16 protein-coding genes are annotated in these 21,381 nt (G+C 74.3%); 8 read left to right on the top strand and 8 right to left on the bottom strand.

Annotated elements, in window-relative coordinates; translation table 11 throughout:
• Positions 1 to 26: 26 nt before the first annotated feature.
• A complete protein-coding gene (gene poxB / locus Cs7R123_RS04665; protein ID WP_212823678.1) occupies positions 27 to 1,763 on the bottom strand; it encodes a ubiquinone-dependent pyruvate dehydrogenase in 1,737 nt (578 codons plus the stop codon).
• A 204-nt stretch (positions 1,764 to 1,967) separates the two neighbouring features.
• Between poxB and Cs7R123_RS04660 the strand changes: the two genes are divergently transcribed.
• A complete protein-coding gene (locus Cs7R123_RS04660; RefSeq protein ID WP_212823677.1) occupies positions 1,968 to 2,945 on the top strand; it encodes an alpha/beta fold hydrolase in 978 nt (325 codons plus the stop codon).
• 3 nt (positions 2,946 to 2,948) lie between these two features.
• On the opposite strand, the gene Cs7R123_RS04655 is transcribed toward Cs7R123_RS04660, so the two are convergent.
• The 3 genes from Cs7R123_RS04655 to Cs7R123_RS04645 form a co-directional block, all read right to left on the bottom strand.
• A complete protein-coding gene (locus Cs7R123_RS04655) occupies positions 2,949 to 4,691 on the bottom strand; it encodes an ABC transporter ATP-binding protein (protein ID WP_212823676.1) in 1,743 nt (580 codons plus the stop codon).
• Positions 4,688 to 6,298, bottom strand: a complete 1,611-nt coding sequence (locus Cs7R123_RS04650) for an ABC transporter ATP-binding protein (protein ID WP_244871953.1) — start codon at positions 6,296 to 6,298, stop codon at positions 4,688 to 4,690. The genes Cs7R123_RS04655 and Cs7R123_RS04650 overlap by 4 nt, the downstream gene beginning before the upstream one ends.
• A 191-nt stretch (positions 6,299 to 6,489) precedes the next feature.
• Positions 6,490 to 7,329 (bottom strand): hypothetical protein, encoded by an 840-nt coding sequence (locus tag Cs7R123_RS04645; RefSeq protein WP_212823674.1) that lies wholly within the window; start codon positions 7,327 to 7,329, stop codon positions 6,490 to 6,492.
• A gap of 302 nt (positions 7,330 to 7,631) precedes the next feature.
• Between Cs7R123_RS04645 and Cs7R123_RS04640 the strand changes: the two genes are divergently transcribed.
• The gene (locus Cs7R123_RS04640; protein WP_212823673.1) at positions 7,632 to 8,378 is read left to right on the top strand and encodes an SDR family oxidoreductase; all 747 of its coding nucleotides are present in this window, start codon (positions 7,632 to 7,634) and stop codon (positions 8,376 to 8,378) included.
• 10 nt (positions 8,379 to 8,388) lie between these two features.
• Here Cs7R123_RS04640 and Cs7R123_RS04635 read toward each other — a convergent pair whose 3' ends face one another.
• Positions 8,389 to 8,877, bottom strand: a complete 489-nt coding sequence (locus tag Cs7R123_RS04635; RefSeq protein WP_244871612.1) for a helix-turn-helix domain-containing protein — start codon at positions 8,875 to 8,877, stop codon at positions 8,389 to 8,391.
• A 172-nt stretch (positions 8,878 to 9,049) separates the two neighbouring features.
• Between Cs7R123_RS04635 and Cs7R123_RS04630 the strand changes: the two genes are divergently transcribed.
• Complete coding sequence (locus tag Cs7R123_RS04630) at positions 9,050 to 10,126, top strand: hypothetical protein (protein ID WP_212823672.1); 1,077 nt, start codon at positions 9,050 to 9,052, stop codon at positions 10,124 to 10,126.
• A 7-nt stretch (positions 10,127 to 10,133) separates the two neighbouring features.
• Here the strand turns inward: Cs7R123_RS04630 and Cs7R123_RS04625 are convergent, their stop codons facing one another.
• Positions 10,134 to 10,766 carry a histidine phosphatase family protein gene (locus Cs7R123_RS04625; RefSeq protein WP_212823671.1) on the bottom strand — a complete coding sequence of 211 codons (633 nt, stop codon included), beginning with the start codon at positions 10,764 to 10,766 and terminating at the stop codon, positions 10,134 to 10,136.
• 175 nt (positions 10,767 to 10,941) lie between these two features.
• Between Cs7R123_RS04625 and Cs7R123_RS04620 the strand changes: the two genes are divergently transcribed.
• The 3 genes from Cs7R123_RS04620 (at position 10,942) to Cs7R123_RS04610 (ending at position 15,856) form a co-directional block, all read left to right on the top strand.
• Positions 10,942 to 13,980, top strand: a complete 3,039-nt coding sequence (locus Cs7R123_RS04620; protein ID WP_212823670.1) for a glycoside hydrolase family 38 C-terminal domain-containing protein — start codon at positions 10,942 to 10,944, stop codon at positions 13,978 to 13,980.
• Between the two features lie 83 nt (positions 13,981 to 14,063).
• Positions 14,064 to 14,846 (top strand): SGNH/GDSL hydrolase family protein, encoded by a 783-nt coding sequence (locus tag Cs7R123_RS04615; RefSeq protein WP_212823669.1) that lies wholly within the window; start codon positions 14,064 to 14,066, stop codon positions 14,844 to 14,846.
• An 80-nt stretch (positions 14,847 to 14,926) separates the two neighbouring features.
• A complete protein-coding gene (locus Cs7R123_RS04610) occupies positions 14,927 to 15,856 on the top strand; it encodes a GNAT family N-acetyltransferase (protein ID WP_212823668.1) in 930 nt (309 codons plus the stop codon).
• 109 nt (positions 15,857 to 15,965) lie between these two features.
• On the opposite strand, the gene Cs7R123_RS04605 is transcribed toward Cs7R123_RS04610, so the two are convergent.
• A complete protein-coding gene (locus Cs7R123_RS04605; protein WP_212823667.1) occupies positions 15,966 to 16,697 on the bottom strand; it encodes a class I SAM-dependent methyltransferase in 732 nt (243 codons plus the stop codon).
• Positions 16,698 to 16,787: 90 nt separating this feature from the next.
• Complete coding sequence (locus tag Cs7R123_RS04600) at positions 16,788 to 17,780, bottom strand: GNAT family N-acetyltransferase (protein ID WP_244871611.1); 993 nt, start codon at positions 17,778 to 17,780, stop codon at positions 16,788 to 16,790.
• Positions 17,781 to 18,337: 557 nt separating this feature from the next.
• Between Cs7R123_RS04600 and Cs7R123_RS04595 the strand changes: the two genes are divergently transcribed.
• Both Cs7R123_RS04595 and Cs7R123_RS04590 read left to right on the top strand, forming a co-directional pair.
• Positions 18,338 to 20,608 carry an AfsR/SARP family transcriptional regulator gene (locus Cs7R123_RS04595; protein WP_212823666.1) on the top strand — a complete coding sequence of 757 codons (2,271 nt, stop codon included), beginning with the start codon at positions 18,338 to 18,340 and terminating at the stop codon, positions 20,606 to 20,608.
• Complete coding sequence (locus Cs7R123_RS04590) at positions 20,593 to 21,336, top strand: hypothetical protein (protein ID WP_212823664.1); 744 nt, start codon at positions 20,593 to 20,595, stop codon at positions 21,334 to 21,336. The genes Cs7R123_RS04595 and Cs7R123_RS04590 overlap by 16 nt, the downstream gene beginning before the upstream one ends.
• The last annotated feature ends 45 nt before the right edge of the window (positions 21,337 to 21,381 follow it).

Below are 21,381 nucleotides of genomic sequence, written 5' to 3'. Positions count from 1 at the left end.
GGGCCCGCCGGCGGGCCCGCCACGGATCACTCCCCGGTGAGGTCGCGCAGGTTGGTCTTGGCCAGTTCCACGATCTCCTCGGCGTTGCCGGACAGGATGGTCCTGGTGGCGTACAGGGTGAAGCCCTTGAGCTGCGCCAGCGTGACCTTCGGCGGCAGGGACAGCTCCTGCCGGGCGGTGCGGACGTCGACCAGGGCGGGACCGTCGTGCGCGAACGCCGCACGCAGCGCGTCCCCCAGCTCGCCGGCAGTGTCGACTCGTACGCCGAACAGGCCGATCGCCTTGGCCACCTGCGCGAAGTCGGGGTTGTCGAGCCCGGTGGCGTACGTGACGATCCCGGCGGCCTTCATCTCCAGCTCCACGAACGACAGCGCGCCGTTGTCGAAGACCACCACCTTCACCGGCAGCCGCTGCTGGTGCAGCGTGATCAGCTCGCCGAGCAGCATCGCCAGGCCGCCGTCGCCCGACAGCGTCACCACCTGGCGACCGGGCTGGGCGGCCTGCACCCCGATGGCCTGCGGCAGCGCGTTGGCCATCGACCCGTGGTTGAACGAGCCGATCAGCCGCCGCCGCCCGTTCATCCGCAGGTAGCGGGCGGCCCAGATGCAGGGCGTGCCCACGTCGGCGGTGAACACCGCGTCCTCGGCCGCGATCTTGTTGATCATCGCGGCGACGTACTGCGGGTGCAGCGGCGAGTCGGCGGCGCCGCTCTGGGTGAGCTTGTCCAGGCGGCGGCGGGCCCGCCCGTAGTGGTCGAGCATCTGGTGCAGGTGCGCCGACTGCTTCTTGGTGACCAGGTACGGCATCAGCGCGTCGACGGTGTCGCGGACGGTCCCCACCAGCGGCACGTCCACCCGCGTACGGCGCCCGATCTGCTCGCCGCGCACGTCGACCTGCACCACCGGCACCCCCTCGGGATAGAACTGCCGGTACGGGAAGTCGGTGCCCAGCATCAGCAGCGCGTCGCAGTGCTCCATCGCGCGGTAGCCCGAACTGAACCCGATCAGCCCCGTCATGCCGACGTCGTACGGGTTGTCGTACTCGACGAACTCCTTGCCGCGCATCGCGTGCACGACCGGGGCCTGCAACGCCTCGGCGACGTCGAGCAGCTGCCCGTGCGCCCCGGCGCAGCCCGCCCCGGCGAGGATGGTCACCCGCTCGGCCGCGTTCAGCACCTGCGCCGCCGTGGCCAGCGACGCCTCGTCCGGCCGTACGATCGGGGTCACCGCCCGCACCGCCACCGGCGCGGCACCGGACGGCGCGTCGGCGAGGAACACCTCGCCCGGCACCACGATCACGGCGACGCCGCTGCGCGCCAGCGCCGTGCGCATCGCGATCTCCAGCGTGCGCGGCAGCTGGCTGGGAACGCTCACCAGCTCGGCGTAGACCGAGCACTCGCGGAACAGCTCGTGCGGGTGGGTCTCCTGGAAGTACCCGGAGCCGATCTCGTCGCGGGGGATCTGCGCGGCCACCGCCAGCACCGGGACCCGGCTGCGGTTGGCGTCGAACAGCCCGTTGATCAGGTGCAGGTTGCCGGGACCGCAGCTGCCCACGCAGACGGCCAGCCCGCCGGTGACCGCCGCCTCCCCGGCCGCGGCGAACGCGCCCGCCTCCTCGTGCCGCATCAGCTGCCAGCTGACCGTGCCGTCGCGGCGCAGCGCGTCGGTCAGCCCGTTCAGCGAGTCGCCGGGCACCCCGTACACCCGGCGCACCCCGGACGCCTTCAACGTCGCGACCATCAGATCGGCCACCGTGCGTGCCATGGGTCGGCCCCCGTCCGGGCGGCCGCGGCGTGCCCGGGTGAGTCCATCGGCACCGCCCGGCCCCCGACCGATTATCGCCCGCCCGCGCCGGGCGGACGGGGCAAAGCCGCTGCCGGGGCCGGGAACGGGCCGTGCGGTGATCGGCGGTTTCGGCACAGCGCGGGGCCGCGCCGCCGGATACTGGTCGGGGGAGAAGCAGTCGTGATGGACAGACGAACCTTCGGCAGGGCCACGGTCGCGGGTGCGGCGGCCGCCTTCGGGCTGGCCCGTCCCGCCCCGGCGCCCTTCGGCCCGGTGCGGCAGATCCACGCAGGTGAGCTGGACGTCGGCTACATCGACGCCGGTCCGCGCGACGGGCAGGCGGTCGTGCTGCTGCACGGCTGGCCCTACGACATCCACAGCTACGAAGACGTCGCGCCCGCGCTCGCGGCCAGGGGATACCGGGTGGTCGTGCCGCACCTGCGCGGCCACGGCACGACCCGCTTCCTGTCCGCCGACACCCGCCGGGGCGCCCAGCAGTCGGTGTTCGCCCTCGACCTCATCGCGCTGATGGACGCCCTCGGCATCGACCGGCCGGTCCTGGCCGGGTACGACTGGGGCTCGCGCACCGCCGACATCGTCGCCGCGCTGTGGCCGCAGCGCTGCAAGGCCCTGGTCTCGGTGACCGGCTACCTGATCACCAACCGGGAGGCCAACAAGCAGCCGCTGCCGCCGCGCGCGGAGTGGGCCTGGTGGTACCAGTACTACTTCGCCACCGAGCGGGGCCGGCTGGGCCTGGACCGCAACCGGCACGACCTGGCGAAGCTGATCTGGGCGTTCAACTCCCCGACGTGGAAGTTCACCGACGCCGTGTTCGACCGCACCGCCGCGTCGTTCGACAACCCGGACTACGTGGCCATCGTGATCGACAACTACCGGTGGCGGCTGGGCCTGGCACCCGGCGACCCCCGCCACGACGACCTGGAGAACCAGCTGGCGCAGGGCCCGGTGATCACCGTCCCGACGATCACGCTCGACGGCGAGGCCGACCCGTTCACCCCGCCCGGCGACGGCGCGGCGTACCGGGCGAGGTTCTCGGGCAGGTATGAGCACCGGACCCTGCGCGGGATCGGCCACAACGTGCCGCAGGAGGCACCCGGGGCGTTCGCCGCCGCGGTCGTCGACGTCGACCGCGGCGGCTGACGGTCAGCTGCTCTTGTCGCCGTGCCAGGAGCGCCACAGCGCCGCGTACGCCCCACCGGCCCGCACCAGCTCGTCGTGGCTGCCCAGCTCGCTGATCCGGCCGTCGGCCAGGACGGCGACCCGGTCGGCGTCGTGGGCGGTGTAGAGCCGGTGCGCGATCGCGATCACGGTCCGTCCCTGCAGGACGGCGGCCAGGGACCGCTCGGTGCGGCGGGCGGTCGTCGGGTCGAGCGCGGCGGTCGCCTCGTCGAGGATCAGCGTGTGCGGGTCGGCCAGGACCAGCCGGGCCAGCGCGAGCTGCTGCGCGTCGGCCGGGTTGAGCTGGCGGGCACCGTCGCCGAGTTCGGTGTCCAGGCCGTCGGGCAGGTCGGCGTACCAGTCGGCGCCGACGGCGAGCAGCGCCGACAGCATCTCCGGCTCGGTGGCGCCAGGCGCCGCGAAGGCGAGGTTGTCGCGCAGCGTACCGATGAAGACGTGGTGCTCCTGGGTCACCAGCGCGATGCGGCGGCGCCGCTCGGCCGGTTCCAGCGCGGTCACCGCGACGCCGCCGAGGCTGACGGCGCCCTCGCGGGGCGCGTCGATCCCGGCCAGCAGCCGGGCCAGCGTCGACTTGCCCGCCCCGGACGGCCCGACGACGGCGAGCCGCTCACCCGGCTGGATCTCCAGATCGATGCCGTGCAGCACGTCGTGGCCGCCAGGGTAGGAGAACCGGGCGCCGCGCACGACCAGCTGCTGGCCGGGCGGGGCGGCGGCGACCCCGCGCGGCTCCGGCGGGACCAGGCCGATGCCCAGGACGCGGGCCAGCGACGCGATGCCGCGCTGGGCCTGCTCCATGAATATCATGATCCGGTCGACCGGATCGATCGTCTGCTGGGCGTACAGGGTCGCCGCGACGACCGCGCCCAGGGTGACCCAGCCGTGGGCCAGGAAGAACCCGCCCGCGAGCAGCATCGCCGCGGCGGGCAGCGCGTACGAGGACTCGACCACCGGGAAGAAGACGGTGCGCAGCGCCAGGGTCGCGCGCCGGGTCGCCCACTGCCGCGCGATCCGTTCGGTGCCGTGCCGGATGCGCTCGTCGGCCAGCCGCAGCGCCTCGACGGTGCGGGCGCCCTCGGCGGTCGCGGTCAGCGACTCGGTCAGCTCGGAGGTGGCCTCGCCCTCGGCCAGGTACGCCTGCGGAGCGCGGCGCAGGTACCAGCGGCCGACGGCGGCGGTGGTCGGGACTCCGGCCAGGACCGCGATGCCGAGCAGCGGTTGCAGCAGCAGCACCGCACCGATGATCAGCACCAGCTGGATGGCGGAGATCAACACGGTCGGGACGACCTCGCGGACGGTGTTGCCGACGGTGGCCACGTCGACGGAGCTGCGCGTGGCCAGGTCGCCGGTGCCGGCCCGCTCCACGACCGAGATCGGCAGTCCGAGGGTACGGCTGACGAAGTCCTCGCGCAGCCGGGCGTTGGCGCGTTCGCTGATCCGGTTGCCGACGTTCTGCGCGGTGCGCGACAGCAGGATCTGGACCAGGACACAGGCGCCGATGGCCAGGGCGAGCCGGTCCACGTCGGCGGCGGTGGCGCCGCCGCCGACCCGGTCGACGATGCGCCCCACCAGCCACGGCGCGGCGAGCCCGGCGACCGCGGCCGCGATGTGCAGCAGCAGCGCCAGGCCCAGCGCCCGCTTCTCGGCGCGGGCCAGTTCGGCCACGGAGCGGCGGACGGTGGCCGGATCGGCGACGGGCAGCGCCTTCATCGCAGTGCTCCCAGCGGCGCGGCGTCGGTGTCGGACTCGTCGGCGTGGCGGGCGACCAGCGCCCGGTAGCCGGGTTCGGTGTCCAGCAGCTCGTCGTGGGTGCCGACGGCGACGACCTGCCCTTCGCGCAGGTAGGCCACGGTGTCGGTGCGGTGCAGCAGCAGCGGGGAGGTGGCCAGCACGACGGTGGTCCGGCCGGAGCGGTGGGTGTGCAGGCGGTCGGCGATCCGGGCCTCGGTGTGGGAGTCGACGGCCGAGGTCGGGTCGATGAGGATCAGCACGTCCGGTTCGGCCAGCAGGTGCTGCGCCAGCCGGATCCGCTGGCGCTGGCCGCCGGACAGGTTGCGGCCGCGGGCCTCGACCGGTGCGTCCAGGCCGCCCGGCAGCGATGCGACGACGTCGTCGGCCGAGGCGGTGTGCACGGCGGCCGCGATCTGCGCGTCGGTCGTGCCCGCGCGCAGCCGCAGCAGATCGCGCAGCGGCCCGGCGAACAGGTGCGAGTCGTGGTCGGCGACCAGGATGCGTGCGCGGACCTCGGCGGGGTCGACCCCGGTGATCGGCTGCCCGCCCCAGGTGACGTCGCTGGGCACGTAGCGGCCGAGCCGGTCGGCCAGCGCGATGGCGTCGGCGGGGTCATCGGCGGCGACGCCGATCATCCGTCCGGCCGGGACGGTCAGCCCCGACCGCGGGTCGTGCAGTTCGGCGTGGCCCTCGGGGCCGGGTCCGCCGGGGGTGTCGGTGTCGGGCCGGATGCGCAGCACGGCGATGATCCGGCGGGCGGCGACCAGGCCGCGTACGGTCAGGTAGCCGCCTTCGAGCAGGAAGAAGACCGGGACGGAGAGGATCGCGACGTAGCCGTACACGGCGACGAGCTCGCCGACGGTGATCTGCCCCTCGGCTGCCATCCGCGCCGACAGCCACACGATCGCGGACAGGAACAGGGCGGGCACGCCCACGCTCAGCGCCTGGACCCAGCTGGTGATCGAGCCGACGCGGTAGCCCTGGCGCAGCAGGCTCTGCGACCGGTCGGCGTAGCGGCGGGCGAACAGGTCCCGGCCGCCGACCCCGGCGAGCACGCGCAGCCCGGCGACGATGTCACCGGCGCGGGTGGTCAGCACGCCGAGCTCCTGCCGGAAGCTGGTGTCGGCGTTCTGGAGCCGGTTGAGCAGCGGCCCGATCGACAGCGCGATCACCGGAACGCCGAGCAGCACGCACAGGGCCAGCATCGGGTCGACCCGCCACAGCACCACGGCCGCGGTGCTGTACGCCATGATCGCGCCGACGCCCGGCCCGGTCATGGTCAGCGCCCAGGACGCCTGCGTCACGTCGCTGCCGGTGACGGTCGCGACCTCGCCGGCAGCGACCTTGCGCGGCAGCGCGGCGCCCAGCCGGGCGATGTGCCGCAGCAGCACCTGCGACGAGCGCGCCGTGGCGTCCTCGCGCAGGAAGGTCATCGTGCGGTGCCGGTGGATTCCCAGCGACGCCACGACGACGCCGGTGAGCAGGATCGCGCCGACCCAGGTCAGCAGGGCGGCCGTGTCGCCGGTGCGCAGCCCGTCGTCGATCGCCCGCGCGATCAGGTACGGCCGCACCGTGAGCCCGATCATCCAGGCCGTGCCGACGGCGCTGCCGCGCAGTGCGCGCGGCCACTGGCAGCGTACGAGCCACCAGAGATACCGCACGGGGCCTCTCGTGTCCGGAACGCCGGGATCGGGGTGGGGCAACTGCGGGGGCATGCCGCCAGGCTACCGACGCGCCCATCGCCCTGGCTTGCCGTTTATGGGCGAAAGAATCACTCCTACGTGGACGTGACACGGCGGGGCCACGGGTCTATCGCAGCGGGCACGGCTCCCTCGGCCTGGCAGCGCAGCGCCTCGGCGGCGGCCCGGCGGCCCGCCTCGGTGAAGATCGATTCGGTGGAGTCGACCTCGTGCCACCGCGCGTCGCGCAGGCGCACCCGTACCGGCGCGGGCGGTGCGCCGTCGGCCCCGGCGGCGCAGAGCTGCTCGTGGACGCCGCGTTCGAACGCCTCGGCCAACTGCCAGGGCAGCCTGCTGTCGGGCAGCTCGCAGGCGAACTCGAACAGCAGGTCCGAGGTCGCGGGCAGCGGCTCGAAGTCGGTGGTGGCGACGGCGTACACGCCGCAGGCGGCGGCGGTGACCAGGCGGACCCGGACGTCGTGGACCGGCTGGAACGCGAGGCCCACCGCCGCCGTGCCGCCCGCCCCTTCGCCTGGGCGGCGGGTGTACCGGCGCGGGCGGCCGCCGTCCTCGACGCAGCGGACCGCCTCGTGGACGGCCCGCCGCCCCGCCCACGCGAACCCGGCCTCGGTCGACCCCTCCGCGTGGCACCCGTCGCGCAGCCGCACCAGCAGCGAGTAGACGGGCACGTCCCGGTACGTCCAGGAGCGCAACTGGTCGAGGGCGCCGGCGCCGAAGGCGTCGGCGTACGCCGACGGCAGCCGGTCGGCGGGCACCTCGTTGACGAAGGCCAGCAGCTCGGACCCGGTGTCGCCGGGCGGCTCGAAGTCGGCGACGGCCATGGCGTAGGGCCGGGTCCCGCCCTGAGCGGACAGGTACGCCTGCACGCCGCGCACCGGCTCGGCCAGGCGGTGCGGGAGGTCGCGAGATCGGGGCATGGCGCCAGGCTAGAACCCGGCCGCACCGGTGCGGCGGCCACGTGCGACGGCCGGTACTGCCCTGACGTTCTCCTCAGCCGTTGAGCAACTACTGCGCGGGCTCACACGTGTGGAGGTGTACGTACACCCCCACACGTGTGAGCCCGCGCGGCCGGTCAGGCTGGGGCCGGGCATCGGCGGGGAGCCGGTCGTGGGTCCGTCGAAAGCCGCCTGTCGGCGCCGGGTCGGCAGTAGCGTCGGAGGAAGCCAGGCACCGCGGCCCGTCCGGGTTCGTCGTCGCGCCTGGCGACGGAGGCGATCCGATGGGTACCGCGACACCGGGGGCGCGTGCACCGAGACTGGCCGGGCAGACCGTGGTCCTGCTCGGTGGCAGCGCCGGCATCGGGCTGGAGACGGCGCGGCTGGCCCGTGCCGAGGGCGCCGACGTGGTGCTGGTGGGACGGGACGCCGGGCGGGTCCAGCAGGCCGCCGCCGAGGTGGGCGCGACCGGCAGCGCGGTGTTCGACGCGACCGACGGCGAGCGCCTGGACGGGTTCTTCGCGCAGCTGGCGGGCCCGATCGACCACGTGCTGGCCACCGTCGGCGGCAACTACTACACGCGACTGGCCGACGTGGACTTCGCGCAGGTCCACGGCCTGGTCGACGACCATCTGATCCTGCCGCTGCGGCTGGCCCGCGCCACGCGGGAGAAGATGCGGCCGTCGGGGTCGCTGCTGTTCATGGGCGGGACCGGCGGGCGGCGGCCCGCGCTCGGGCAGCTGGTGTCCGGGGCGCTCACCGCGGCGGGGCCCGCGCTGGTGGCCAATCTGGCGCTGGAGCTCGCGCCGGTGCGGGTCAACCTGATCGCGGCCGGGTTCGTGGACACGCCGCTGTCGGCCCGGCTGCTCGGCGACGACCTGGAGCACCGCCGCGAGCAGCTGCGGGCGACGCTGCCGATCGGGCGCGTGGTCGGGCCCGCCGACGTCGCCGCGCTGGCGCTGGAGCTGATGACCAACACGGCGCTGACGGGCGCGACGTACGACATCGACGGCGGGCAGCAGCTGGTCTGACCGCCGCCGGTCAGCGCGGCGGGGCCGGGCTGAGCGCGATCTCGTCCTCGGGCACGGTGTGGCCCCGGGCGCAGACGGGCTGGACGGTCACCGGGGCGCCGCAGCCGCGGTGCTCGGCGTGCAGCGCGGGGCCGCGCTCACCGGTGCGGTGCCGGTCGCCCCACTGCATCAGCGCCAGCAGTACGGGCGCCAGGTCGGCTCCGGCGGGGGTCAGCACGTACTCGTGGCGGGTGCGGGCGCCGGGCTCGCGGTAGGGGCGGCGTTCGAGCAGGCCCGCCTCGACCAGCTCGCGCAGCCGTCCGGCGGCGACCTTCTCGGTGATGCCGACCCGGTTGACGAAGTCGTCGAAGCGGGTGGTGCCGTAGTGGGCCTCCCGCATGATCAGCATGCCCGACCGGGGCCCGACCACGCCGAGCGCGAGGTCGATCGAGCAGCGCTCCGCCGTCCAGGAGTCCCGGTCGGCGAGCCTGCCGGTAAGGGTCATCGTCGGGGCAGCCACGGGACGAGCGTACCCCTGGCTTCCCTTTTTCCTGGTCAGGTGTGCACCGCGTCACTCTGACTGGGTATCAGGGAAGTCAGCGGTCCGGTCCCGGCTTGAGCCCCGTGCAAGGTCAGGCGAGGTCGGCAGCGGCCGCGCCGCGCCGCACCCCACCCGTCGAAAGGGCCCGCGAATGCTCACCATCACCAGCCCGGCCGCGTACGCGCCCGCCGACAGCGGCGGCACGCAGCCGTCGGCGGCCCCGCCCGCCCCGGCGCCGAGCGGCGGCCGGCACGCGGCGCCCCGCCGCCCGATCCGGCCGTGGCTGCAACCGGCCGTCATCGGGCTGGTGCTCGTCGCCGCGTTCATCACCTGCTACGTCGGTCTGCAACGCGACCCGCGGCCACACCGCGTCCCGATCGCCGTCGTCGGTGACAGCCTGGCCGCCGACCTGCGCACCGCGCTCGGCGACAGCGCCGAGGTCCACCCCGTGGCGACCGTGGCCGCCGCCCGGTCGGCGCTGACCGGCCGGGATGTCGTCGCGGCCGTCAGCGCCGACGGCGGCGGCCTCACCCTCCAGGTCGCCGGGGCCAACGGCCGCTCCACCACCGGCGCGGTCCAGCGCCTGGTCGGCGCCTATGCCGCGGGCACCGGCCGCACCGTCGCCGTGACCGACGCGGTGCCGCTGGCGGGCCACGACGCCAACGGGCTGGCCGGGTTCTACCTGGCCTTCGGCGTGAGCCTGGCCGGGTTCGTGCTGGCCCAGAGTGCACTCGGGCTGACCGCCCAGCTGCGGCTGCGGCATCGGCTGACCCTGCTGTTGGGTTTCGCCCCAGCGGCCGGGCTCGTCGCGGCGGTCCTGGCCGGCCCGGTGCTCGGCGCCGTGCCCGCGCCGCTGCTGCCGCTCGCCCTCGCCCTGAGCCTGCTGACGGCGGCCGTCGGGTTGACCACCAAGCTCCTGGGCACCTACCTCGGGCCGATCGGGATACCCGTCGCCACGGTGCTGCTGCTCACCGTGGGCAACGCGACCAGCGGCGCGACCGTCGGACCCGACCTGCTGCCCGGGGCGGCGCGGGCGGTGTCGGCGCTGCTGCCGCCGGGCGCCGCGGTGCGGGCCATCACCGACCTGACCTACTTCCACGGCGCGCACCTGGCCCTGCCGCTGCTCACCCTGGCCGCGTGGGTGGCGGCGACCGGGCTGCTGCTCGCGGCCCGCGCCCGCGGCCCGCGCCGCGGCGTCGCGTCGGGTGGGGCGGCGCGACCGGCCTGAGCCGGGCTCAGGCGTTGAACCGGGCCAGGGTCCAGCGCGGTGGCGGGAACGCGGCCGGGTCGGCGTCGGTCAGCCACTCGGTCACCGCGGCGTTGCCGACGGTGGTCAGGTCGAACGGGTGCCAGTGGCCGAGCAGGCCGAGCGCGGTGAACGACGCGGCGACCGTCTCGGCGTGCGCGACCACCACCGCGGTCGACCCGCGATGCCGGGCCGCGATCTCCACCAGTGCCCGGCTGATCCGCGTGAGCAGCTCTGCCGGGGACTCGTTGCCGTCCTGGAACGGCCGGAACACCCCGCCGCCCGGCGCGTCGTGCTCGCGCAGGAACTGCTCAAGCAGCATGCCGTCGGCGTAGTCCGGCACGTGCCAGGTGCACAGCCCGCATTCCTGGACCGCCTGCGCCCCGAAGGCCGCGGCCACCGCGTCGGCGGTCTGCACCGCCCGCAGCCGGGTCGAGGTGTACACCGACACCGGCCCCTCCCAGCCGTCGCGGTGCGCCCGCACGGCGAGCGTCGCCGCGACCGTCCGGGCCTGCTCGAACCCGCGCTCGGTGAGGCCGCCGCAGCCGCGCGGACCGCCGACCACCCCGTCGGCCCTGTGCATCGAGTCGCCATGCCTGACCAGCACCATCCGGGTACGCACGGCCAAGACTCTAAGCGATCCGAGCCGGATCCGTGGGTCCTGGTAGGACACCGCCCGGGTCGCCGGCCACCGGCTCGGCCCCGCGCACTTCCGCCAGGCGGCCGATGCCTGGTACGAAGAGAAGGATCAAGTCCGTGGTCTGCCCGGACCGCACCCCCGCGACGCTGGAGGTCTCATGCACGACGACCGGCTGCTGGTCGAGGCGCGGCTCAAGCGCGTCCTGGAGGAGCGGATCCGCCCGGCGGTCTACCCGGAGTCGGTGCCGCTGGCGGTGACGATCTGGACCGCCCCGGGCGAGCCCGTCCCCGTCGCCGAGGGCCTGGCCGCGACGGGCATCCCGATCGCCGTCGGCGACCAGTGGGGAGCGCCCTGGGGCACCAGCTGGCTGACCGTCTCCGGCACCGTGCCCGCCGCCTGGGCGGGCCGCACCGTCGAGGCCCTGCTCGACCTCGGCTTCGACCCCAACCGGTCCGGCTTCCAGTGCGAGGGCCTGGTCTACCGCCCCGACGGCACCCCGGTGAAGGGCCTGCACCCGCGCAACCAGTGGGTCCGCATCGGCGCACCCGCAGCGGGCGGCGAGCAGGTGCTGCTGCACGTCGAGGCCGCGTCCAACCCGATGATCCTGGACTACCAGCCGTTCCGGCCCACCGACCTGGGCGACCTCGCCACGGCGGGGGACAAGCCGCTGTACCGGCTGGAGCGGATGGACCTGGCCGTGTTCGACACCACGGTGTGGGAGCTGGTCCAGGACCTGGAGGTCCTCGGCGAGCTGCTGGCCGAGCTGCCGACCGACGGCGCCCGCCGCTGGAACATCGTGCGCGCCGTGGACCGGGCGCTGGACGTGCTGGACCTGCAGGACGTCAACGCCACCGCCGCGGCCGCGCGCGAGCAGCTGGCCGAGGTGCTCGCGGCCCCGGCCGAGCCGTCGGCGCACCGGATCAGCGCGGTCGGGCACGCGCACATCGACTCGGCGTGGCTGTGGCCGCTGCGCGAGACCGTACGCAAGGTGGCCCGGACGACGGCGAACATGACGGCGCTGCTGCGCGCCGAGCCCGAGTTCGTCTACGCCATGTCCCAGGCCCAGCAGTACGCCTGGGTCAAGGAGCACCGGCCCGAGGTGTACGCCCTGGTCAAGCAGGCGGTCGCCGAGGGCCGGTTCGTGCCCGCGGGCGGCATGTGGGTCGAGTCCGACACGAACATGCCCGGCTCGGAGGCGATGGCCCGCCAGTTCGTCCACGGCAAGCGGTTCTTCCTGGAGGAGTTCGGCGTCGAGAACGAGGAGGCGTGGCTGCCCGACACGTTCGGGTTCGCCGGGGGCCTGCCGCAGATCATCAAGGCGGCGGGGTCGAAGTGGCTGCTGACGCAGAAGATCTCGTGGAGCCAGGTGAACAGGTTCCCGCACCACACGTTCCAGTGGGAGGGCATCGACGGCACCCGGATCTTCACGCACTTCCCGCCGGTCGACACGTACAACTGCGCGATGCTCGGGCGGGAGGTCGCCCACGCCGCCCGCAACTTCAAGGACAAGGGGCGGGCCAGCCGCTCGCTGGCGCCGACCGGCTACGGCGACGGCGGTGGCGGCACCACCCGCGAGATGATCGCGAAGGCGGCCCGGCTGCGCGACCTGGAGGGTTCGGCGGTCGTGCGGTGGCAGCGCCCGGCGGACTTCTTCGCCGAAGCCCAGGCCGAGTATCCCGAGCCGCCGGTGTGGGTGGGGGAGCTGTACCTGGAGCTGCACCGGGCTACGCTGACCAGCCAGGCCCGGACCAAGCAGGGCAACCGCCGCAGCGAGCACCTGCTGTACGAGGCCGAGCTGTGGTCGGCGACCGCGGCGGTGCGGGCCGGTCTGCCGTACCCCCATGAAGAGCTGGACCGGTTGTGGAAGACGGTGCTGCTGCACCAGTTCCACGACATCCTGCCCGGCTCGTCGATCGCGTGGGTGCACCGCGAGGCCGAGGCCACGTACGCGGCCGTCACCGCGGAGCTGTCGGCGATCGTCGACCGGGCCCAGCGGGCGCTGGCCGGGGACCCGGCGGGCGGCCGCGAGGTGGTCTTCAACGCCGCGCCGCACGCCCGCGCGGGCGTGCCCGCCCGGTCGGGCCGGGTCGCGGCCGGCACCGGCGGCGGCTGCTCGGTCACCGGTGCGCCGGACGGCGGGTGGCTGCTGGACAACGGCCTGCTGCGGGTACGCGTCGACGCGCGCGGCCTGGTCGTGTCCGTGTACGACGTCGCCGCCGACCGGGAGGCGCTCCCGCCCGGTGCCGCCGCGAACCTGCTGCAACTGCATCCGGACTTCCCGAACAAGTGGGACGCCTGGGACGTCGACCAGTTCTACCGCAACACCGTCGTCGACCTGACCGGCCTGGACGAGCTCGCGGTCGCCGCCGACGGACCCGGTGCGGTGGCGGTGCGGGTGGTCCGCTCGTTCGGCGCGTCACGGGTCGTGCAGACGCTCACCCTCGCCGCTGGCGGCAACCGCCTGGACGTCGAGACCGAGGTCGACTGGCATGAGCGGGAGAAGTTCCTCAAGGCCGCGTTCCCGCTGGACGTCCACACCGACCGGTACGCCGCCGAGACGCAGTTCGGGCACCTGTTCCGGCCGACGCACACCAACACGAGCTGGGAGGCGGCGAAGTTCGAGGCGTGCAACCACCGCTTCGTGCACCTGCAGGAGCCGGACTGGGGCGTCGCGCTGGTGACCGGGTCCACCTACGGCCACGACGTCACCCGCACCGTGCGCCCCGACGGGGGCACGACCACCACGGTACGGCTGTCGCTGCTGCGCGCCCCGCGCTTCCCCGACCCGCACACCGACCAGGGTCTGCATCGCTTCAGCTACGCCCTGGTGCCCGGCGCGCGCATCGGTGACGCCGTACGCGAGGGCTACGGCGTCAACCTGCCCGAACGCCGCGTGCCCGGCGGTGCCGACGTGGCGGCGCTGATCAGCCTCGACGCCGAGGCCGTGGTCGCCTCCGCGGTGAAGCTGGCCGACGACCGCGGCGGCGACGTCGTGGTGCGGGTGTACGAGTCGCACGGCGGCCGCGCCAGCGCCCGCCTGACCGCGTCCTTCGACGTCGCCGCCGTCACCGTGTGCGACCTGCTGGAACGCCCGCTCGGCACGGGCACCGCCCCCGGCGTCGAACTCGCCGACGGGGTCGTCCACCTGCGCCTGCGCCCCTTCGAGCTGGTCACGCTGCGGCTGCGGCAGGGCTGAAGGATTCCTCCGGCCATCTTCATATTGATGAATATTTATGGCAGCATGTGCGCACCCCACCCGCACTCCGGACGGAGCCCGCCTTGCCTCCTCCACGCCGTGCCGCCCTACCCCTGCTGGCGGCGCTGATCCTGCTGCTGCTCCCGACCCCCGCCCATGCCGCCGGACCCGGCTACACCGCCCTCGGCGACTCCTACGCCTCCGGCACCGGCACCCGCGAGTATTTCGACACCGGCTGCCAGCGCTCCAACTACGCCTATCCGGTGCTCGACGCCGCCCGGCTGGGCGCCACGCTCACCTTCGCCGCCTGCGCCGGGGCGAAGATCCCCGACGTGCTCAACGGCCAGCTGGGCAGCCTCAACGCCCAGACCCGGTACGTCACCGTCAGCGCGGGCGGCAACGACATCGGCTGGTCGTCGGTGATCGTGCAGTGCGCCAAACCGTGGCCGTACACCTGCTGGGGCGACATCGACAAGGCCGAGACCTACATCCGCAACACGCTGCCCGGCAAGCTCGACGAGCTCTACAACCGCATCCGCGCCCTGGCGCCCGGCGCCACCGTGGCCGTGGTCGGCTACCCCCGCCTGTTCAACGGCGAGGAGTGCAACGCCATCGCCCGGATCTCTCCTGGCGAGCAGGCGGAGCTGAACGCCGCCGCCGACCTGCTCGCGACCACCATCGGCGGCCGGGCCGCCGCGCACGGCTTCGGCTTCGTCGACGCCCGGGGCCCGTTCACCGGCCACGCCGTCTGCGACGATGTCGAATGGCTCAACGGCACGTCCTGGCCGACAGGGGAGTCCTATCACCCCAACCGCACCGGCCACACCGGATACGCCGCGATCGTCGAGGCCGCGCTGCGCGCCTGAGCTGGACGCCGTCCCCCGAACGCGTTCCGGCGCCGCCAATTCCGTTGGCAGCGCCGGAACGAGCTCGTTAGCCTACGCAAATGAGTGCAATCCGGCAGGCAGGCCCGTGGCTGGAGTTCCTCGCCGACCCAGGCGACTTCCTGGCCGCGGCGGGCGGGCACCTGGCCGCCGAACCCGTGCTCAGCACCGTCGTGGCCACGGGCGCCCACCGCAGGCTGACCCAGCAGGCCGTCGGGATCACCCCGCCCGGCCCGGACTGGTGGCTGGTGGTCCGGGACGGCTCGGGCACGGTCATCGGGACCGGGATGCGCTCGGCCACCGCCGAGCCGTACCCGCTGTTCCTGCTGCCGATGCCCGACGAGGCGGCCGTCGGCGTCGCCAGGGCGCTGCACGCGCGCGGCGAGCAGGCGCTCGCGGTCAACGGGGCGCTGCCGGCGGTGCGGCTGTGCGCCGACGAGCTGGCGCGGCTGAGCGGCGGCGAGGTCCTGGTGAACCGCCGGACCCGGCTGCACGAACTCACGGAGCTGGTGCCGCCGCGGCCCGTGCCCGGCACCCTGGTCGCCGCCGTCGAGCAGGACCTCGACCTGGTCACCGCGTGGTTCCACGCGTTCGTGACCGACGCCGACGAGCAGGCGGGGCGGCCGCGCGGCGCGGGCGAGCACGAGCTGCCCGACCAGGGCGAGCTGCTGCGCCGCATCCGCAGCGGCCAGTACTGGTTCTGGACCGACGAGTCCGGCCGCCGGGTGCACCTGACCGGCGCCAACCCGCCGTCGTTCGGGGTGGCGCGCATCGGGCCGGTCTACACCCCGCCCGAGCAGCGCGGCCGCGGCTGGGCCAGCAACGCGGTGGCCGAGGTGTCGCGTCGGCTCCAGGCGGCGGGAGTACGGGCGTGCCTGTTCACCGACCAGGCCAACCCGACGTCCAACCGGGTCTACGCGGCGCTGGGCTTCCGGCCCGTCATGGACACGGCCAACCTCGTCATAGCTCACTCACAGCACGCCGTGGCATGATCCCGCCTGCCCATGTCGGACTACTGCGCGACCAGGACGGACGCGAACTGGAGGTCGTCCACGTCGAGGACCGTCGGCCCGGCGCTGCGGCGTAGCGCCGCTGCGGGCGTCAGCGCAGCACCAGCAGGTCGAGCAGGTCGACCACCGGGCCGCTGTCGGTCTCGGCGGCCCGCTGGAGCCGGGCCGTTCCGGCGGCGTACGCGTCGTCGCTGATCAGCTGTAGCGGCGTGTGCGCCTCGCGGCGCAGGTTGGCCGCCAGTTCGCGCAGCGACGACGCGGTGACCTGGGGAACCGGCTCGCAGGCCGCCAGCGTGAGACCGGCCGTGGCGAACGCGGCTTCGACCTGCGCAACGCTGGGGAAGGTGTCCAGGACGGCAGCAGCCTCGGGGAAATACCGGACCAGGTTCAGCCCGTCTAGGCGGCCCGGGAAGGCGGACCGGATCAGCACCGGGCCGCCGGGGCGTACGACGCGGCGCAGCTCCCGGGCGGCGGCGGCCAGGTCCGGGATGTGGTGGACGACGGTGGACAGCCAGGCCGCGTCGACGTGGCCGTCGGGCAGCGGGACCGCCTCGGCGTCGCCCGCCAGCACGGGCTGGTGGCGGCAACGGTCCCGCATCGCGGCGGACGGTTCGACGGCGACCACCTCGATGCCGTCGTACCAGGAGGTGAAGGCCTGCGCCCAGATGCCGGTGCCCGCACCCAGGTCGAGCAGGCGGGTGCCGGGGCGCGGTGCGAGGTGCCGCGCGACGGCCTCACGCCAGGCGGCCAGGTCCTCGCTGCGCAGGTGGCGGCTGGTGGCGTACGCCGCCGCGTCGGTGTCGTCGTAGGCGATACGGGCCATACCGTCGACCCAACAGCTTTCCCGGTGGCGCTACAAGCACGGCTGCTGTGAGATATCCATCAATGCGGACATGTCGGCAGGTGGGAGGTGCTACCGACTGCCCGCCGGAGCGGAGAAGATGAGGCGGACCTCGGTGTTGCGGTAGCCGGCCCGGTCGAACGCCGCCGCCATCGGACGGTTGCCCAGGTCGGTGGTGGCGGTGATGCGGTCGGCTCCGTCGGCGGCGTGCTGTCGGGTGATGGCGGCCAGGATCTCGCCCACGTAGCCGCGGCCGCGCAGCTCCGGCACCACGCCGAGGTAGCCGACGTTGCGGTGGTAGGGCGTCGCGGACGGGATGGCCAGCCCAACCAGGGCGCCGTCCTGGGTGTACGCCAGGCGCCACCACTCCCGCAGGCCGGGCCGGTCGCGGTAGAACGCCAACGCCTCGCGGGCGGTGGCCAGCGCCCCGTGGGCGTTCTCGTTCTCGCGGGTGTTCGCGTCGAGGGAGCCCTCGGCCACCCGCAGCATCGCCGCCAGGAACGCATCGTCGTCCGGTTCAGGGGCGAACACCAGCCGCTGGGGCGCGTCCGGCACGCCAGCCTCGGGCGTCCACGCGTACTGGAGCCGCTCCACCTCGACGGTCAGTCCCGCCCGGCGGGCGGATTCCTGCCGCCAGGCGACCGCCGCCGCGTGTGCCGGGTCCTGGCGCCAGTCACGTGGCAGCTGCATGAGGTTGTACAGCGGCGGCTGCGGTGCACCAGCCTCGCGGAAGGCGGCGTGCGCGGCGTCCAGCAGCCCGGCCGCCAGGGCGGCGCGGTCGTCGGCGGGCACCTCGTCCGCGGCCGTCAGGCAGTCCAGGGCCAGCGGATGCGTACTGTCGCCCTGGCCCCACCACAGCGCACGCGCGAGCACACGGCCTTCGCCGTCCTGGGCGATCCATGTCCACTCGGGGCGGTACTGGCGCTCGGCCGCCTCGGCCCGGTAGCGGTCGGCGGGCAGCCGCCACACCGGCTCGCGTGAGGTCAGGCTCAGGACCCGGTCGAGGTCGGCGTCACCTGCGAGCAGCGGGTGAAAACGTACGGCCGTCTTGGGGTCGGGGAGCACGCCACTCGCCTTTCGGGGGCTGGTATCTGCAGGGAAGTCGCCATGATCCAAGTTATGATCATTTGGGGTTTGTCCAGGTGAACGCAGTGTACCGAACTGGCTGAGCGAGCACGGCCGGGCGGATGGCAAGGCGGGGGTCGGCGGCGGACCTCTTCTACCTGGGCATGTATCCGCCGCTGCTGGGCGGGCTGATCGGGCTCGCGCGCAGCTGGGCGCGTACGCGCGCGCCGACGCTGCCAGACCGATGGGCACACCCCGGCCCGTCCTGCCTGACCGCGTCGGATCGCGAGCGCGCGCGTTCCACGATGGTCGATATGCCGAGTTCGGCGGGCTGTACGCCGCACAGTCCATATTGGGCGATCGTCGGGTACGGTGGTGTCGCGACGGGGGATGTAACAACTGCATGGCAAGGCAACCGGTGTGACGCGTCCGGCCACTGGGGCCGGGTGCCGTCGACGGGCGTCGTCACGAGGGGACGGCCCGGCCCGCGTGCTGCCGTGTGATCTTCGCTCGTCGTGAGGTGAGCGTCGATGACATGTCGCGGACGGGGGAATGCGATGGAATACCGGCTGCTCGGACCGGTCGAGGTCTCGGCCGACGGGGCCCAGGTGCCGCTGGGCGGCACCAAGCCGCAGACGCTGCTGGCCGCGCTGCTGCTGGAACACGGGCGGGTCGTGCCCCTGACGCGGCTGATCGACATCCTGTGGCCGGAGGACCCGCCCGAGACCGCCAAAGCCGCGATCCACACCTACGTCCGATCGCTGCGCCAGGCGCTGGCCGGCCACGGCGGCGACGCGGTGATCGTCACGAGGGCGCCGGGCTACCTGGCCGAGGTCGTGCCCGAGTCGCTGGACGCCTACACGTTCGAGCGGCTGCTGGCCGAGGCCCGCCGGACCGACGCCGCCGAGGAGGTCTCCGAGCTGCTGACGGCCGCGCTGGCGCTGTGGCGGGGCCCGGCCCTGGCGGGTCTGGGCGCCTCGCTGCTGGCCGGTGAGGCCGACCGGCTGGAGCAGCTGCGCACGGCGGCGACCGAGCAGCGGGTCGCCGCCGATCTCGTGCTGGGGCGGCACGGCCAGGTCGTGGCCGAGCTGGCCGCCCTGGTGGCCCGCCACCCGACCAACGAGCGGCTGCGCGGCCAGTACATGACCGCCCTGTACGCGGCCGGCCGCCAGTCCGACGCGCTGGCGGCGTACCAGCAGGGCCGCGACGCCCTGAGCGAGGAGCTCGGCGTCGATCCCGGCCCGGAGCTGGCCGCGCTGCACCGCGCGATCCTGCGCGGCGACCCGTCGCTGGTGTCCGCGTCCCCACCGGAGCGGGCGCCGAAGGCGGCGCCCGCGCAGCTGCCGGTCGCCCCGGCGGACTTCACCGGACGCGCGGACCAGACCGAGGCCCTGCTCGCCGCCCTCGCGCCGGCCGCGGGGCCCGGCGTCCAGGTCATCGCCGGGCGGGGCGGCAGCGGCAAGTCGGCCCTGGCCGTGCACGTCGCCCACCAGGTGAAGGCGTCCTTTCCCGACGGCCAGCTGTATGCCGAGCTGCGCGGGATGAGCGACACCCCGGCTGAGCCCGGCGAGGTGCTGGGGCGGATGCTGCGCGCGCTCGGGGTCGACTTCACGGCCGTGCCCGCGTCGGCCGCGGAACGGGCGGAGCTGTTCCGCGGGCTGCTGGCCGGGCGGCGGGTGCTGCTGGTGCTGGACGACGCCGCCGACGAGCAACAGATCCGGCCGCTGCTGCCGGGCGAGCCGGGCTGCGCGGTGCTGGTCACCGCCCGCAACCGGCTCGGCGGCCTGTCCGGGGCCCGGCGGATCGACCTCGACGTGCTCGATCCGGGAGAGGCGCTCGAACTGCTGGGCCGGATCGCGGGCGCGGACCGGGTGGTGGCCGAGCCCGACGCGGCGCTGGCGATCGCCGACCTGTGCGGTCACCTGCCGCTGGCGATCTGCATCGCCGGTGCCCGGCTGGCCACCCGGCAGCGCTGGCCGCTGGGGCTGCTGGCCGACCGGCTGGCCGACGAGCAGCGCCGCCTGGACGAGCTGACCATCGCCGACCTCCAGGTCCGGGCCGGGTTCGAACTGAGTTACCGCAGCCTGGGGGAGGCGGCGCGGCGGACGCTGCGGCGGCTGGGTCACCTGGGCGTGCCGGAGTTCTCGTCGTGGATTGCGGCGTGGCTGACCGATACGGCGGAGTCTGCTGCCGAGGACGTGGTCGAGCAGCTGGTGGACGCGCACCTGGTGGACTTCAGCCACGTCGACGAGCTGGGGCAGCTGCGATACCGGCTGCACGGGCTGGTGCGGGTGTTCGCGCGCGAGCGCGCCGAGGCCGAGGAACCGGCCGAGGACCTGTCGGCGGCGGTGAGCCGGGTGCTGGGCGGCTGGCTCATGCTGGCCGACCAGGTCACGACCGACGCGCCGTCGGATGCGATCGGCTGGCTGCGGCCGGTGGTGCAGGCAAGGCCGATGGCGGCGCGGCTGCTGGCACAGGTGCGGTCCGCGCCGCACACGTGGTTCGATCTGGAGCACACCGCGCTGGTGGTGGGGTTGGAGCGAGCGGCGGTGCTCGGTCTGCACGACCTGGTCTGCCAGTTCGCCTCGGCCCGGCTGGGGCCGTCGTTCCTCGGCGTCAACCGGTTCGCGGCCCGGGAGCGGATCAACCAGGCGGCGCTGGCCGCGGCCGTGCGCGCGGGGGACCGGCACGGCGAGGCGGTCATGCTGGCGGAGCTCGGGCACCTGCGCTACCTGCAGGACCGGTTCCCGGAGGCCCGGCAGCAGTTCACCGAGGCGCTGGCGGTCTTCCGGGACCGCCGGACGGGCGCGGCATGGCGGTGGCGCTGATCGGGCTGGGCGCCGGATGCCGGGAGGCCGGCCGCCTGGTGGAGGCGCTGCACTTCCTCGACCAGGGTGGCGACCTGGTGCGTGAGCTCGGCGACGACGTGGCCGTCGGCCACCTGCACCGGCTGGCCGGTTCGGTGCGGCTGGAACGCGGCGACTACCCCCGGGTGCGGTCGGATCTGCACGAGGCGCTGGCCGCGTACGAGCGGGCGGGCAGCCAGCGGGGCGAGGCGCTGACGCTGCGCACGATGAGCATGTACCACCGGGCGGTGGGCGACTACGACCAGGCCGTGGCGACGGCGCTGCGGGCGCGCGCGATCCTCGGCGGGCTGGGCGACGCCCTGATGGAGGCGTATGCCGTCCGGGCGCTGGCCAAGGCCCGGTTGCGCCGGGGCGAGTCCGACGGGGTGCTGGCGCAGCTGGAGCATGTGCTGACGGTCTGCGACGCCATGGGTGACCGGTTGGGCCACGCCGTCACGCTGCGCACCGTCGGTGAGCTGCACCTGGCCGAAGGCCGCCTGGACGAGGCATACCTGCTGCTGGCGGCGGCGCTGAGGCAGTGCGAGCAGATGGACGTGCCGCTGTGGCAGGGGCGCACCGAACGCGACCTGGCACTGCTGCACGAGGCCCGCGGCGAGTCCGATGTGGCCGCGGCCCTGCGGGCGAAGGCGGTCAAGACCTTCCGGGACCACGGCGCACGGGAGTTCGACGAGCTCACGGCCGAGATATAGGTGCGCTGAAAGGGCGCCGCAGCGAGTTTTCAGAGCAGTTTCATC

It is taken from the genome of Catellatospora sp. TT07R-123 (assembly GCF_018327705.1).
Taxonomy (GTDB): domain Bacteria; phylum Actinomycetota; class Actinomycetes; order Mycobacteriales; family Micromonosporaceae; genus Catellatospora.
This window is presented reverse-complemented; position numbering and strand designations above follow the sequence as displayed.